12 protein-coding genes and 3 pseudogenes are annotated in these 15,913 nt (G+C 52.4%); 3 read left to right on the top strand and 12 right to left on the bottom strand.

Translation table 11 applies throughout. From position 1 onward, the window contains the following. The 12 genes and pseudogenes from BM191_RS14950 to BM191_RS16860 all read right to left on the bottom strand — a co-directional run. The coding region (locus tag BM191_RS14950; RefSeq protein ID WP_407927884.1) for a hypothetical protein at window positions 1–279 on the bottom strand (279 nt) is incomplete at its 3' end. A gap of 68 nt (window positions 280–347) precedes the next feature. Then, window positions 348–784: pseudogene (locus tag BM191_RS14945) on the bottom strand (recombinase family protein); the annotation flags it as partial. Window positions 785–1,043: 259 nt separating this feature from the next. Further along, window positions 1,044–1,266, bottom strand: a pseudogene (locus BM191_RS14940) (hypothetical protein); the annotation flags it as partial. 212 nt (window positions 1,267–1,478) lie between these two features. After that, window positions 1,479–1,862 carry a 4-amino-4-deoxy-L-arabinose-phosphoundecaprenol flippase subunit ArnF gene (arnF, locus tag BM191_RS14935; protein ID WP_092879577.1) on the bottom strand — a complete coding sequence of 128 codons (384 nt, stop codon included), beginning with the start codon at window positions 1,860–1,862 and terminating at the stop codon, window positions 1,479–1,481. Next, on the bottom strand, window positions 1,859–2,182 hold the full coding sequence (gene arnE, locus BM191_RS14930; protein ID WP_092879574.1) for a 4-amino-4-deoxy-L-arabinose-phosphoundecaprenol flippase subunit ArnE: 324 nt from the start codon (window positions 2,180–2,182) through the stop codon (window positions 1,859–1,861). Before arnE ends, arnF begins: the two co-directional genes overlap by 4 nt. After that, on the bottom strand, window positions 2,179–3,837 hold the full coding sequence (arnT, locus tag BM191_RS14925) for a lipid IV(A) 4-amino-4-deoxy-L-arabinosyltransferase (protein ID WP_092879571.1): 1,659 nt from the start codon (window positions 3,835–3,837) through the stop codon (window positions 2,179–2,181). Before arnT ends, arnE begins: the two co-directional genes overlap by 4 nt. Window positions 3,838–3,839: 2 nt before the next feature. Continuing rightward, window positions 3,840–4,736 carry a 4-deoxy-4-formamido-L-arabinose-phosphoundecaprenol deformylase gene (gene arnD, locus BM191_RS14920; RefSeq protein WP_092879568.1) on the bottom strand — a complete coding sequence of 299 codons (897 nt, stop codon included), beginning with the start codon at window positions 4,734–4,736 and terminating at the stop codon, window positions 3,840–3,842. Beyond that, complete coding sequence (gene arnA / locus BM191_RS14915) at window positions 4,733–6,715, bottom strand: bifunctional UDP-4-amino-4-deoxy-L-arabinose formyltransferase/UDP-glucuronic acid oxidase ArnA (RefSeq protein ID WP_092879565.1); 1,983 nt, start codon at window positions 6,713–6,715, stop codon at window positions 4,733–4,735. The genes arnD and arnA overlap by 4 nt, the downstream gene beginning before the upstream one ends. After that, window positions 6,712–7,698, bottom strand: a complete 987-nt coding sequence (gene arnC, locus BM191_RS14910; protein WP_092879562.1) for an undecaprenyl-phosphate 4-deoxy-4-formamido-L-arabinose transferase — start codon at window positions 7,696–7,698, stop codon at window positions 6,712–6,714. The genes arnA and arnC overlap by 4 nt, the downstream gene beginning before the upstream one ends. Continuing rightward, window positions 7,688–8,839, bottom strand: a complete 1,152-nt coding sequence (gene arnB / locus BM191_RS14905; RefSeq protein WP_092879559.1) for a UDP-4-amino-4-deoxy-L-arabinose aminotransferase — start codon at window positions 8,837–8,839, stop codon at window positions 7,688–7,690. Before arnB ends, arnC begins: the two co-directional genes overlap by 11 nt. A 401-nt stretch (window positions 8,840–9,240) precedes the next feature. Beyond that, window positions 9,241–9,708, bottom strand: a pseudogene (locus BM191_RS14900) (5-oxoproline transporter, DUF979 family subunit); the annotation flags it as partial. A 122-nt stretch (window positions 9,709–9,830) separates the two neighbouring features. Further along, window positions 9,831–10,004, bottom strand: a complete 174-nt coding sequence (locus BM191_RS16860) for a cysteine hydrolase family protein (RefSeq protein WP_177203357.1) — start codon at window positions 10,002–10,004, stop codon at window positions 9,831–9,833. Between the two features lie 401 nt (window positions 10,005–10,405). On the opposite strand from BM191_RS16860, the gene BM191_RS14895 reads away from it, so the two are divergent. From BM191_RS14895 to glyS, 3 genes are all read left to right on the top strand, one after another. Then, window positions 10,406–12,385 (top strand): ligand-gated channel protein, encoded by a 1,980-nt coding sequence (locus BM191_RS14895; RefSeq protein WP_092879556.1) that lies wholly within the window; start codon window positions 10,406–10,408, stop codon window positions 12,383–12,385. Between the two features lie 505 nt (window positions 12,386–12,890). Continuing rightward, window positions 12,891–13,799, top strand: coding sequence for a glycine--tRNA ligase subunit alpha (gene glyQ, locus BM191_RS14890; RefSeq protein WP_092879553.1), 909 nt, complete (start codon window positions 12,891–12,893; stop codon window positions 13,797–13,799). Window positions 13,800–13,808: 9 nt separating this feature from the next. Beyond that, complete coding sequence (gene glyS, locus BM191_RS14885; protein ID WP_092879550.1) at window positions 13,809–15,878, top strand: glycine--tRNA ligase subunit beta; 2,070 nt, start codon at window positions 13,809–13,811, stop codon at window positions 15,876–15,878. The last annotated feature ends 35 nt before the right edge of the window (window positions 15,879–15,913 follow it).

The raw sequence follows: 15,913 nt of genomic DNA, 5'->3' as shown, positions 1-15,913 counted from the left end.
AAGCATTTTATTCTCCCCGTATTCCCCAAGAGTACGGACAAGCTGCTGAATACCCCGGCGGCAGTCTTCCGTGAACGGAACCCGCAAATCCGCCGTTTCTCCGGCAGAAGATGACGGCTCAGCCTGATGCTCTTCGCATGCGTCAAACCAGGTCTCTTCCATTTCAACCTGGTCGATGGTGTCAAACCAGATATCCGGGTCTTCCGGGTTCGAACTATCCTGGTATACCCGGGATAATTTGGTTGATGAGGTGGGGGGGAGTGGGTTAACAGGTGGCATATAATCCCTTTCTTGATCCATAACTGGCTGTTAAAACCCCTGTTTACCATCATCAAAAAAATTTTCTGTCAGTAAACAACTTTATTTCTGTTGAGTGCCTGAATACGGCATTTTTTGAATAGACTGTAACCTGTGGCGTCTGCGGATTTGCCGATGCTGAGTTTTTTACCTACCGGTAATACATAACCTTCTGCTGCCGTTTCTGATCTGCCTGTTTGCCCCGAAAGTTCCCCAGCGTATGTGCGCGTCTGATACCTTGTTTTTGCCGTTGGTGATGGCTTAGCCAGTCCTTATGCGACATTGCGGCCGTCAGATCGATAAGCATGGTATTGATGGCGGTGATGACTGCACGGGTGATCGGGGCAACCCGCGAAGGGTCTCTATCTGACACGGCTTGCCATGAGGTGGACACCTCCAGGCTGGCAATCCGCAGCTCGTGTTGCTCGATCTGCTTTTTCAGCGCCATCCAGTCGCTGTTACTCAGACGGGTCAGACGGTCTATCTGGGCTCCATCAGGGAAGCGGAAAATAACGTACTATAAGGGCTTCCCCGCATGCCAACGCCGCTTGTATGGTTTCTGCCTGCTCGTCAGTAATATTAAGGGGTGAAACTGCGTTACTATAAACGGCCATTATGAATTGTTATCGATTCGACCCTGAAAAGACACGCGTGAGGCTCCTGTTCGTTAAGCGGATACCTGTATCCTGTACAATAATCAGATATACCACGCGGGGTCTAACCCTTTATCATCAACCTGTTGCAGGTCAGATGGTTATACAGCTTTGTCTTTTAGCTGGCTGATAAAGCCTGAAATTATCACTATAATGCAACGATGCCCGGCACAGCCTTGCATTTTTTGGCCGCGATGGCGATAACAGCACGCCAGTAACCTCTTCGCTCAGCCCGCGAGCAGTCCCAACGACTGAATGCGTCAATGCTTTTCTCAGCCCCGATCAGGACCGAACGCGCACCCAGAACCAGAAGTGTTCAAGAATAAGAAATGTGGTTCCGCTCAGTCCGTCAAAACATCAGCGTCACAGGTCCAACTTACACGCCCGCCGCTGAGCGAAAATGCACAAGACAACCCAGGAATAGCATTGAGAAAACACAATATGATCATGAAACTAATACTGAAAAACAGCCCCTCAACCGCACTGGTTGCTCAGTTTAATGTCCGCGAATCGTCAAACAATCTGCACTCAGACTGCCCGCCGCCGTGAGCAAATCAGCAGCAGCCCGACCACGATCGCCGCCATGCCCAGCAGCTGCAACCAGCTGAAACTATCGTGAAAGCCTGGCAGGCAAAGTGCCACTAACCAGACGAGGATGTAACTCAGACTGAGCAACGGATAGGCGCGGCTGAGCGGCATATAGCGTAGCGCAACAAACCAGCACAGCATCGATGCGGCGTATGCCAGCAAGCCACCAAGCAGTCCCAGTACAGGCAAGCCGGTCAGCGGGACCGTATGCATCCAAAGCAGCGGCGATGTGAGCGGCGGCAGCTGAACCATTGCCCATTTCATTATCAACTGCGCCGCGCTGACCAGCAGCACGCTGACGGCGGCCCAAATATAGCCCATCATGTACTGACTCCCATCAGGACAATACCGATAACAATCAGCACAATACCCAACTGATGACGTCGATCAATTTCTTCCCGCCAGATCAACCTGGCGGCCAGCGTGACCAGGATGAAGTTAAGGCTGAGCATCGGGTAGGCAACACCCACCGGCAGACGCTGCAATACCTGCAACCAGACCAGCATCGCACAGCCCAATAAAAACAGCGCCAGCATCAGCCAGCGCATAATATCAACCCGTCTTGTTTGGTGTGCTGCCTGCTTCTGGCACAGCTGGCCGCCGCAGCTAAGCAGGCTTGCCAGCACCAATAGCAGATAACTCATGGCTGCTTCTGGTAGTAAAACAGCACTAAACGTCCCTGCCGCCAGGTGAAGTCGGCATGAGGGAGCCTGAGGTTATTTACGTCCTGCTCACGATTGAGCTGAAGCACCAGCGAAACATTGCCCTGCATACGTGCGGCTGTCAGCCAGGCGGGAAAATCGGAATCACTGATAAAGTCGCCACGTGCGTCAGGATAAGCCAACCCATAAGCCAGTTCGCCTTTTTCACCGTACATTTTTATATCAGCGCGTTTCAGCTCCCAGCCAAGCGCAGCACCAACCCCGACGGAATCGGTCAGCACGTAGCGGCTACTTTCCAGCCGGTTGTGGATAGCGGTGATAAACGGCTGCGGCTGTTTGCTACTGATCTGCTGCGGTAGAGCAAAGTTATACAGCAGAGCAACACCAAGTGGACAGGCTGCAGCCCAGTGCCAGCGACGGCTGGGATTAAGCAGGCTTAGCCAGCCCATCAGCGCCCAGACGCCAAATGCCAGCGCCCCTATCAACACCTGCGGAATTTCATAGTGAGCGTATAACGGGTGTTTTAAAACGCCCCAGGGCGCCATGAAAACCACCAGAGCAACGATGCAGATGAGGCCAAAAATAAGGTTAATGGCGCCGTTAGCTTTAAAGACATTAATCCCTTTACTCAGCGCTGAACAGGCGTAATGCGCCATCAGAATGGCCAGCGGAGCAAAGCACGGCAGAATATAGGTCGGCAGCTTGCCTTTTGCGATGCTGAAAAACAGGAATGGCATCACCATCCAGCCCAGCAGATAGAAAGGCGCACTGTTGCCTTCACGTCCTTTCCAGCCGAGTTTCAGCGCGCCAGGTAGCAAGGCCAGCCAAGGCAGTGAACCGATTAACAACAGCGGTATGTAATACCAGAATGGAGCTTTGTGCTGGGCATCTGATTCAGCGAAACGTTGAATATGCTGAACCCAGAAAAAGTAATGCCAGTAGTCCGGCTCACGCCGCGCTATGGCGATAACCCAAGGCAGGCTAATAGCCAGTGCGCTGAAAATAGCCAGCCAGCCCCAGGTTAGCACCGTTTTCCAGCGTTTCTGAACAATCACCCAGGGCAACACGCTTATCACGGGCACCGCCAGCGCCAGAAAGCCTTTGCTCATAAAACCCATACCACAGGCAAGGCCCATCAGTAGCCAGGCAGAGAAGCGCACGCGGCCGCTTGGCGTAGTCACCGCCAGCCAGAAAAAACACATGGCGGCGGTCAACCACAGGGTAACCATGGGGTCAAGCGTTGCATAGCTACCGATGCCGTAGACCAGCAGGGTGGTAAGATAGATTACAGCGGCCATCAATCCAGTGCGCCGGTTTTGCCAGATGCGCACTGCCAGCCAGTAAACCCCCACTGCGCTAAGGCTAATCGAAAACACAGAACCAAAGCGTACAGCAAAGTTATTATGGCCGAATATCAGCTGGCTTATGTTATTGATCCAGTAACCTGCGATCGGCTTTTCAAAATAACGCAAGTCAAGGAAATGAGGCACAATCCAGTTGCCACTGGCCAGCATTTCACGGCTGATCTCGGCGTAACGGGTTTCATCCGGCTGCCAGAGTTGGCGAAATTCAAGAGGGACCAGATAATAAAGCGCAAAAAATAGCAGTAACAGCCAGCCTTTTTGTTTTGTCGACATAGTTAATGACCCATAACCTGTTGGCAACCCAGCCATCCTTCACGCCCGGTCAGACTGCCGCGCACGATTTTGCCTTTGGGTAGCAGTGAAATATCCTCTGGCAGCAGTTCACTCAGCGGGCAAAATTGAATACCCGCCTTCTGCGCCATTTCCAGTAGTTGCTCAAACTGTTGATGCAGGACAATACCTTCCACTTCAGCATGAATGGTATAGACCGGCGTACCTTCATCCTGAAGCATTTGTTGCAGAATAAACGCGTTGTAATTTTCCCGACTGGTGAGCGTACCGACGGCCTCATCCCAGGTTGGTAAGGTTACCGGGATCTGCACCGTTCCGGTGTGACCACTTTCCAGTAGAGGCAAAAAGGGCTCCTTACCACGGCAGTCACTGTTATAGGAAAAATGAAACGCTTCTTTGGCCTCCACTACGCGCTGATCGGCACGCCAGCCTGCGACTGCCGAGCAGCGCATAGGCTGACCGCAGATCTGATTGAGTTCATCGTAAGCCAGCCGGATCTGTTGATCCAGCTTGTCAGCAGGCCAGACACCGCCCCAGGTCTGCCAGGCAAAATGATCCCAGGCATGTAATCCGACTTCGTGTCCGGCTGCCGTGTCGCGAATAATCTGCTGATGACCACGCCCAATGCGCCGTCCCGGCCAGGCGGTACCCGCCAGCAAAATATCCCAGCCGTAAAGCGAGGCGGCACGGGAGCGCAACATCTTCCAAAGAAATTTAGGCTTAACCAGCCGCCAGAGATGGCGGCCCATATTGTCCGGGCCAACAGTAAAAAAGAAGCTGGCCTGAACCCGGTGCGCACTAAGTATTTCAAGAAGGCGCGGCACGCCATCACGGGTTCCGCGCCAGGTGTCCACGTCTATGCGTAAACCCACCTTGATCATTTGTCGATCTCAGCGAGATCCACCGTTTTCAGGAAGAAGTCCAGCGTCTCGTCAATGGTTTTTTCCATTTCGATATTCGGCGTCCAGCCCAGCAGGCGTTTTGCATTAGTGATACTTGGCTTGCGATGCTCAACGTCCTGATAACCTTTACCGTAATAGCTGCTGCTTTCCACTTCACGAAAGCCAGCGAACGGCGGGAACTGCTGGCGTAGCGGATGCTTCTCAAAGCTTTCCAGCAGCATTTCTGCCAGCTCACGGATGCTGGCTTCATTGGTCGGATTACCAATGTTGATGATCTGACCGTCGCAGTTGTCATCTTTGTTTTCAATAATGCGGAACAGCGCTTCAATGCCGTCTTTGATATCGGTAAAGCAGCGTTTCTGCTTACCACCATCAATAAGCTTAATCGGCGAGCCTTCTACCAGGTTAAGGATCAGCTGGGTAATAGCACGTGAGCTGCCGATGCGCGCCGCGTCGAGATTGTCGAGGCGCGGCCCCATCCAGTTAAACGGACGGAACAGGGTAAAACGCAGACCTTCTTTGTCGCCATAAGCCCAGATAACCCGATCAAGCAGCTGCTTGGAAACGGAATAGATCCAGCGCTGTTTGTTAATCGGCCCGACAATCAGGTTTGAGTTGTCTTCATCAAACACTGAATCGGTGCTCATACCGTAAACTTCCGAGGTTGACGGGAAGATAATACGCTTTTTGTACTTCACGCAGTCGCGAATGATCTTCAGGTTTTCTTCGAAGTCCAGCTCGAACACCCGCAGCGGGTTACGGGTATATTCAATTGGCGTGGCAATTGCCACCAGCGGCAGTACCACGTCGCACTTCTTAATATGGTATTCAATCCATTCAGAATGGATACTGATATCCCCTTCAACAAAATGAAAATGCGGGTTATCAATAAAGCGGCTGATGGCATCAGAGCCAATGTCCAGGCCGAAAATTTCGAAGTTATCATCCTGCAACAAACGTTCGGTCAGATGGTTACCGATAAAACCATTCACGCCAAGGATCAGCACCCTTGTACGGCGCTTAACCGCACTCCAGGGCTTGCTGTTTAACAGCGCTTTACTCACCAGTCCCATTGTCTGAGCCAGCTGAGCACCCTGCATATAGATACCGTTCTCGCCCTGTCCGGTAACGATTTCCAATGCATCTTCACCGCAAGCAACGATCAGCGGGTTTGCTGATAAAACGGTGCCAGGGCGGGCTGCCGGCTGATCTTTACGGACTTTTGCCTGCCAGATAATAAATTTTTGCGTGCCAACATAGCTGAACGCACCAGGCCAGGGTTCGCTGACCGCACGCACCAGATTACGGATCTTGCGGGCGGACCATGACCAGTCGATACGACCATCATCCGGCGTACGGCGACCAAAGCAGCTGCCTTTACTCAGATCCTGTGGCTGCTCACTGAAGCTGCCGTTAAGCAGTGATGGCAGCATCTCTGCCAGTAGCTGTTTGGCCGCATCGCACAGTTTATGGTGCAGAGTCAGCGCGGTGTCATCATCAGCAATCGCCAGCGAACGCTGGGCGATAATATTACCGGCATCTGCCTGCGCTACCATGCGGTGCAGCGTTACGCCAGTCTCAGTTTCACCCTTCACCAGCGCCCAGTTTAGCGGCGCACGCCCGCGATATTTTGGCAGCAGCGAACCGTGCAGATTAAAACTGCCTTTGCTGGCGCAGGCCAGCAGCTGTTCGCTCAATAAGTCACGGTAATAGAAAGAAAAAATCATATCCGGATTCATCGCACGAATACGATCTACCCACAGCGGATGGTTCACCTCTTCCGGTGCAAAAACCGGAATGCCATGAGCGGCAGCGGTACGCGCGACCGAGGCAAAAAAGTGATTCTCGCCAGCCTTATCAGCATGGGTAAAAATCGCCTCAATGGTAAAACCCGCCTTAATCAGGGCTTCAACGCCTACACAGCCCATGTCGTGATAGGCAAAAACAACAGCTTTCATGAATTTTTTTCCTGTGAAGAAGGTGTTACAGGCGCACTGCTGACAACACGCTGAATAAAGTAACGCGGGCGCGCGCGCACATCGTTATAAATACGGCCGATATACTCACCGAGCAGGCCCATCCCGACAAACTGCGCACCAATGAACATGAACAACAGGGCAAACAGAGTGAAAACCCCGCGCCCCGCCCATTCGGCACCAAAAAACAGCCGCAGCAGCAGCAGCATAACGGCAAGCGCAAAACCAGCCAGCGCGGTAATGCTGCCAAAAATGCTGAGCAGACGCAGCGGCGTCGTCGTCAGGCAGGTGATCAGGTCGTACATCAAATTGATCAGCTTCAGCAGACTGTATTTAGAATCACCAAATTCACGCTCAGCGTGCAGCACCGGAATTTCAACGGTACGACGGGCAAAGGTGTTAGCCAGAATCGGAATGAAGGTACTGCGCTCATGGCAGTGCAGCATGGCGTCGATAATCGGGCGACGATAGGCGCGCAGCATGCAGCCATAGTCACCCATCGATTTGCCGGTCGCTTTCTGGATAAGGCTGTTAATCACTCGCGATGCACGGCGGCGAAACCAGGTATCCTGGCGATTCTGACGTACTGTGCCAACCACGTCGTAACCTTCAGCGGCTTTTTCGACCAGACGTGGGATCTCCTCCGGTGGATTCTGCAAATCGGCATCCAGCGTGACGATGAGATCACCGCTAACGTGGCTGAAACCAGCCATAATAGCGGAGTGCTGGCCATAATTACGATTTAGCAGAATAGCCACTACCGGGCTGTTCGGTTCGCTGGCTGCCGCTTCCATCAGCAACGCGGAATCATCGCTGCTACCATCATCAACCAGTATCACTTCATAGGGCATGGTGAGCAAATCGCAGGCGGCACGCGTGCGGCGAATCAGCTCCGGCAGGCTCTCCTGCTCATTGAATACGGGTATAACAACCGAAACCTTTTTAATGGGTTCATTATTGATCATGTTTTTTTCCTGCCAGCTCGTGCAGAGCCTCTATGACGCGGGTAACGTCGTCATCGGTCATGGTGGGGAATAACGGAATCGAACAAATACGCTCGCTGTTCCAGCTGCTGTTTGGCAGTACGACTTCCGGGAAACGCTCGCGATAATATTTTTGCGTATGGGCGGCGCGGAAATGCAGCCCGGTGCCAATATTGCGCTCCTTAAGTGCCTGCATCAGCGCATCGCGGCTAAAGCCGCAGCGTGCTTCATCAACGCGGATGATAAACAGATGCCAGGCGTGCTGATGCGGCCATTCAGGCTGCGCCAGAGGTAAAAAGGGGGTATCGGCCAGTTCGCGCAAATAGCGCTGAGCAATCGCTTCGCGGCGGGCATTCAGCTCAGGCAGCTTTTTCAACTGTACCAGCGCAATCGCCGCATTAATATCGGCCAGATTATATTTAAAGCCTGGTGCAATAACCTCAGCCTGGGGCGCACGGCCGTGCTGATTACGGTCGAAGGCATCAACGCCGAGGCCGTGAAATTTCAGGCTGCGTATTTTGGTTGCCAACGCTTCGTCGTCGGTGACCACCAGCCCGCCTTCCGCGCAGGTCATATTCTTAATTGCATGGAAGGAGAAAATAGCGGTACCGCTGGCGCCAACATGACGGCCTTTATAATAGGTGCCGGCCGCATGGGCCGCATCATCAATAACCGGAATAGCGTGGCGTTTACCCAGCGCGTGCAGCGCGTCAATATCGGCCGGCGCGCCAGCATAGTGGACAGGAATGATAGCACGGGTACGCGGCGTTATGGCGGCTTCAACCTGCTCTGGCGTTACCATCAGCGTGTCGCGGTCAACGTCAATCATGACCGGTGTTGCGCCCAGCAGGCAAATCATATTCAGCGTAGAAACCCAGGTCAGTGCAGGGGTGATAACTTCATCTCCGGGGCCGATACCCAATGCCATCAACGCGACATGCATCCCCCCGGTTGCAGAACTGACTGTAATAGCGTGCCGATTGCCGGTCAGCTGGCAGAAAGCCTGCTCAAGCTGTTGATTTTTCGGGCCAGTGGTAATCCAGCCCGATGACAACACCTCTTTGACCGCATCAAGTTCTTCCTCGCCCATTGCCGGGCGGGAAAAGGGCAGAAACTCAGACATTAGTTCAATTTTCCTAAGCGAACATTGATTAAATGTTTAATTTTTTGTGCGGGCCGTCAAGCGGCGGAGCGACAAATATCAACTGGCATATGATACTTCCCCAGGAAAATCAGAGAAAGCGCCCGCTCGTGAGAATACTCCCTAAAGTTTAAACATCAGAGAAATCCCGACCAATAAAACTCATCATTACGCCGAATAATAATGCGCACTTTAACAGTAAATACTGATTATTGCTTAACCCCGTCAAAAATCATAGTAAGGCTAAAAACTCCACGCACCATAAACATTCGCTGCCGCGACAGCAAGATCTGTTTTTAGCAGGGTGTCACTGTTAATCACTATTGACACACATTATCCAACGGCAAGACATTTCTCAGGGCAGTATGATCCGCTCTGCGATATTAGATAAAGGCGAGAAAATAGAGCAAAAAAGCGTTTACTATTAATAACATTACACCCGTCGGCGCCTGCGCCTTAATCACACCATTACGATCAGGCAGCTCCAGCAACGCCGCAGGAACAAGGTTAAAATTCGCTGCCATCGGCGTCAGCAACGTCCCACAGTAACCAGAAAACATACCGATTGCCGCCATCAGTGCAGGATTCGCGTCCAGATGCTGTACCAGAATGGGAATACCCACCCCTGCGGCAATAATCGGAAACGCCGCAAAAGCATTGCCCATCACCATTGTCAGTAATGCCATGCCTAAAACGAATACTAATACCGCTACCAGCCGGTTATCAATCGCCAGCCCGGTTTCTACCAGATGAGAGATTGCCGCGCCAACGCCAGCCTTGGCGAATAACAGGCCGAGAGTGGGGTGGATCTGCGGCAAAATGAACGCCCAGCCGATCGCATCAAGCAATCGCATCAAGCAACCGCCGCGTCAACCTGCAACATTGTTGCCAGGCGGGTGGCGAAGAAGGCGTCACAGGCGGTTTTAGTGATATAGTGCGCGTCCGGCGGTTGATGTAGCGCATCCAGCAGTTTTCAGGCCTCGCTGTTTTCCGTCATCCAGCCATCGGTATGCTGAACAAACACCACGTGATCTGCCGCATCAATAAGCTGATTGATGCGGGCAAGACGTCCTGAGGGATCAAACAACGGCTCAGCAAAGACCCCGTTTTGCATACCGATTACCCATAACAGCTTTACGGCGGACATGCACTCTTCCTTTTATCAGCAGGGATTAATAAAGGTATAGGTCACCGGAGCGTCGCTCGCCAACCATTGCCCGGCGGTTTTCACGATGGAAATTAGCGTTGATGCCACTCTCACCATCGGCAAACAATATTAGCCGTAAATTTATGGTTTACTTCACTGTTCACCACGCTATCCCTTTCATGCATACCTGCTTTTTGTAACCCCCTGGCAAATCGTTGTTTATACGCACGATGAGCGGGAGATAAAGAGAATACCGATAAAAATAACGATAATGATAATTATTTACATAATTACATTAATTTGTACAATCACTCACTCTTACTCATCTTTAAGCCTTTCGCCTCTCGGTTTATAGGGGTTTTTGATGAGCGCAATGGCCTTTCAAATGGAGTGATTGGACTATGTCCCGCCTTAAAATGCTTACCGCACTTGCGTGCACCGCCGCAACCTGCCCATCACTCTTTGCCGCAGAGCAAAGCACGATGGTGGTCACGGCTACCGGATTTAAGCAGAAAATTCAGGACGCCCCAGCGTCTATATCGGTAATAACCAGGCAGCAGATTGAAGATAAGGCCTACAGAGACGTGACGGATGCGCTTAAGGATGTTCCCGGCGTCGTCGTCACCGGCGGAGCCAGCACCAGCGATATTAGTATCCGCGGCATGTCATCGCAGTACACGCTATTCCTGGTAGACGGCAAACGTATCAATACCCGTACGACACGACCAAATAGCGATAATTCCGGAATTGAACAAGGATGGCTACCGCCCCTTGAGTCGATTGAACGTATTGAAGTCATCCGTGGCCCGATGTCGTCACTTTATGGCTCCGATGCCATGGGGGGTGTCATTAATATCATTACCAAAAAGGTCTCGAATACCCAAAGCTGGTCAGGTTCCATTCATGGTGATGCCACACTGCAAGAAAACCGCCACTCAGGCGATCTTTACCAAACCGATGCTTACGCCTCAGGAGCGATCATTGATGGGCTACTCGGCGCAAAAGTTTCCGGGCTGTTTTCACACCGTGCAGAGGATAACATCCTCAATGGTTATAATGAACAAAGAATGCGCAGCGGCGCGATCACGTTGAACCTGACGCCGGATGATAAAAATGATTTTGACCTTGATTTCAGCCGTGAATTGCAGGATCGCGACAGTACCCCCGGCAAATCAGCTGCCACCGAAGTTTGCCGGGGAAAACGTTGTACACCAAAGAGCAAAAGTGAAAGCCGCTATGAGCATACAACGTACGCTTTGACGCATAACGGCTATTACGACACCGTTAACACAACCAGCTACATTCAGCATGAAGAATCCAATAATCCCGGTCGCCGAATGCGCGCATACAACACAACGTTTAATAATCAGAACCAGATATTTCTTGGTGATCACACGCTCACTGTCGGTGGTCAGTATCGCTATGAAAAATTGAGTGACAAGGGAAATCAGCTTCAGGCGGCTGATGGCCTGAGTAAACTGACCCGCTGGAGCTGGGCGCTGTTTGCCGAAGATGAATGGGCCATAACGGATAGTGTTGCACTAACCGGTGGCTTGCGAATGGACAATGACGAAAATTACGGTATTAACTGGACGCCGCGCGGTTACGCCGTCTGGCATCTTGCCGAGCAGTGGACATTAAAAAGCGGTATTTCTGCTGGTTATCGCGCTCCGGATCTACGCCAGTCTTCTGCCGGTTGGGGGCAGGCCAGTGGCGGCGGCCGCAGGGATGGTATTATCATCGGTAATCCTGATCTCAAGCCGGAAAAGAGCCTGAGCGAGGAAATCGCGTTGCTGTGGGATAATAACGATAACCTGAACGCCGGTATGACGATATTTAATACCGACTTCAAAAACATGATCACCGAGATGCGCCTCTGCGATAACGGTGCTGATCCCGCCTGCACCATCGGCACCTATACCTATGACTTCGTCAGCGATCGGGTCAACGTGGATAAAGCAAATATGCGCGGCATAGAGTCCACTTTTGGCTGGAAGGTTAGCCAGGATCTCAATCTGACCGCCAATTATACATTCACCGAGACCGAGCGTAAGAGCGGTCAGTATTCCGGTAAGCCGCTAAACAAAATGCCTAAGCATATGTTTAATACCACCCTTGATTGGCAAACTACGCAGGATCTTGGCATCTGGAGCCGCCTGAACTTCCGTAGCAAAACCTCTGAATATTTGAGCCGTACCTCAATGTCGGCGGGAACACCTGCATACACTCTGATCGATGTGGGTTTACGTTATTATGCCACTAAAAATACACTGCTTTCGGCAGGCGTTTATAACCTGTTTGATAAACGCATTGATTATCAAACCTATAACACCATCCTGGATGGCCGCCGTTACACCGTGGGATTAACCTATAATTTCTGATCGCGTCGGATCCCCGCCTGGCCCGGCGGGGATATTATGCTAGTGCTGCACGATTAAACGGGTTTATTACGGCGGCGGACAGGTCCGTTTTTGACCAGCCGACATCGCCTGAAGCCCGGTAGAACAACCGTCTCTCAAACCCAAAAACGGGTTAGTAATATTCAGTCCCGCGCGACGATCAATCGATGCAGAGCATTCATGTCGGGTAAAACGCTATTCTGGACAACGCCTTTACCGATACCGAACGGAAGCGCGAGCTGCACGTACGAGGGAGTAATCAGCTGATTTTTGACGCTATCTGTACTGAACCACGCAGCGCAAACATCGCATGGACAGCAAGCGCTCTTCATAAGTATCGGGTTTAACGTCGTTATAGCTACCATTGCGCGGAAAGGTTTTCAGACATTATCGGCCTCACTGGCATCCCCTTTGGTAAACATCCCGGCCATTGGGTATACTGGCGCTCACTTTTTTTTAATCCAACCGTGTCGCGTGCGAATTCAAGATGCAAAAGTTTGATACTAAGACCTTTCAGGGCCTGATCCTGACCTTGCAGGATTACTGGGCGCGCCAGGGCTGTACCATCGTCCAGCCGCTGGATATGGAAGTCGGCGCAGGAACCTCTCATCCAATGACCTGTCTGCGTGCGCTCGGCCCCGAGCCGATCGCCGCCGCCTACGTACAGCCCTCACGCCGTCCTACAGACGGACGCTATGGCGAAAACCCTAACCGGTTACAGCACTATTATCAGTTCCAGGTCATTATTAAGCCGTCACCGGACAATATTCAGGAGCTGTATCTCGGTTCGCTGCAAGCGCTGGGAATAGATCCAACCATCCATGATATTCGCTTCGTTGAGGATAACTGGGAAAACCCGACGCTGGGCGCCTGGGGCCTCGGCTGGGAGATCTGGTTGAATGGCATGGAAGTGACACAGTTCACCTACTTTCAGCAGGTTGGCGGCTTGGAGTGCAAACCCGTCACCGGGGAGATAACGTACGGTCTTGAGCGCCTGGCGATGTACATCCAGGGCGTTGACAGCGTATACGATCTGGTTTGGAGCGATGGTCCGTTAGGTAAAACGACTTACGGTGACATCTATCATCAGAATGAGGTTGAACAATCAACCTATAACTTCGAATACGCCGACGTCGATTTTCTCTTCACCTGCTTCGAACAGTATGAGAAAGAGGCGCAGCTGCTGCTGGCGCTGGAGAAACCGCTTCCGCTACCGGCCTATGAACGCATTTTGAAAGCGGCGCACAGTTTTAACCTGCTTGATGCACGTAAAGCCATCTCCGTTACCGAACGTCAGCGCTATATTTTGCGTATTCGTACCCTGACTAAAGCCGTGGCTGAAGCCTACTACGCCTCCCGCGAGGCGCTGGGCTTCCCGATGTGCAATAACAAGTGAGAGGCAGCCATGACTGAAAAAACTTTCCTCGTAGAAATCGGCACCGAAGAGCTACCGCCCAAAGCTTTACGTAACCTCGCTGAGTCATTTGCCGATAATTTTACCGCCGAACTGGACAACGCCGGCCTGGCACATGGTGAAGTGAAATGGTTCGCCACGCCACGTCGTCTGGCGCTTAAAGTGGACGCCATGAGCGCCGCACAACCGGATCGTGAAGTAGAAAAACGGGGCCCGGCCATCAGTGCCGCATTTGATGCTGAGGGTAATCCGACCAAAGCAGCCGAAGGCTGGGCGCGCGGCTGCGGCATTCGCGTTGATCAGGCTGAGCGGGTTCGCTCTGACAAAGGCGAGTGGCTGGTTTATCGCGCAGCGGTTAAAGGCGAGTCAGCACAGAAATTGCTGCCGGAAATGGTGAGCACGGCGCTGACTACACTGCCGATCCCCAAGCTTATGCGCTGGGGCGATAGCGACGTTCAATTTGTCCGTCCGGTTCATACGGTGACCCTACTGCTGGACGATGAGCTGATCCCGGCCACTATTCTGGGAGTTGCTTCAGATCGCGTCATTCGCGGTCATCGCTTCATGGGCGAACACGCGTTTACACTTGAGCATGCCGGAGACTATCCGCAACAGCTGCAACAACGCGGCAAGGTCATCGCTGACTTTGACACCAGAAAAGCACAGATTAAAGCTGACGCCGAAGCCGCCGCCCGCCGAATAGGCGGAATTGCTGATTTAAGCGACAGCCTGCTGGAAGAGGTCACCGCACTGGTGGAATGGCCGGTCGTGCTGACGGCTGAGTTTGAAGAAAAGTTTCTGGCGGTCCCCGCTGAAGCGCTGGTTTATACCATGAAAGGCGACCAGAAATATTTCCCGGTTTATGACCCGCATGGCAAACTGCGGCCACATTTTATCTTCGTCGCTAACATCGCGTCTAAAGATCCACAGCAAATTATCAGCGGTAATGAAAAAGTGGTCCGCCCACGCTTGGCCGATGCTGAGTTCTTTTTTAATACCGATAGAAAAAAACGCCTGGAAGACAACCTGCCACGGCTAGAAACGGTGCTGTTCCAAAAGCAGCTTGGCACGCTGCGTGACAAAACTAATCGTATCCAGGCTCTGGCCGGTTGGGTTGCTGCCCAGATTGGCGCAGACGTTAACCATGCCACGCGCGCCGGGCTGCTCTCCAAGTGTGACCTGATGACCAATATGGTGTTTGAATTCACCGATACTCAGGGCGTCATGGGGATGCACTACGCCCGCCATGATGGTGAAGCAGAAGACGTTGCCGTTGCACTAAACGAGCAGTACCAACCCCGTTTTGCTGGCGACGATCTTCCCTCAAACCCGATAGCGTGCGCCCTTGCAGTGGCTGATAAAATGGATACGCTGGCCGGGATCTTCGGCATTGGTCAACATCCTAAAGGCGATAAAGATCCCTTCGGATTGCGTCGCGCCGCGCTCGGCGTACTGCGTATTATCGTTGAAAAAAATCTGCCGTTGGATTTGCAAACGCTGACCCAGGAGGCGGTGCGCCTGTATGGCGATAAGCTGACCAATAAAAACGTGGTAGATGAGGTTATTGACTTCATGCTGGGCCGCTTCCGCAGCTGGTATCAGGAAGAGGGTCATCGCGTAGATACGATCCAGGCGGTTCTGGCCCGGCGGCCAACTCGCCCGGCGGACTTTGACGCGCGGATGAAAGCGGTGTCGCATTTCCGCACGCTTGATACAGCTCAGGCGCTGGCCGCGGCGAATAAGCGCGTTTCGAACATCCTGGCTAAAGCGACGGAACCTCTCAATGGAGAGGTTCAGGCTTCGCTGCTTAAAGAGAATGCGGAGATAAAACTCGCAACCTACGTCGCCGTGTTGAGCAGCAAGCTTGAACCGTTATTTGCCGAGGGGCGCTATCAGGAAGCACTCAACGAGCTGGCCCAGCTCAGGGAAGCTGTAGATAACTTTTTTGATAGTGTCATGGTTAACGCTGAGGATGCAGCCGTCAGGCTCAATCGTCTTACCCTGCTGGCTAAACTACGTGAACTTTTCTTGCAGGTTGCCGATATTTCGCTACTGCAATAATCGCGCAGATCTGGCCTGTATCGCGGATGGCCAGA

This window comes from Izhakiella capsodis (assembly GCF_900115045.1).
GTDB lineage: Bacteria > Pseudomonadota > Gammaproteobacteria > Enterobacterales > Enterobacteriaceae > Izhakiella > Izhakiella capsodis.
This window is presented reverse-complemented; position numbering and strand designations above follow the sequence as displayed.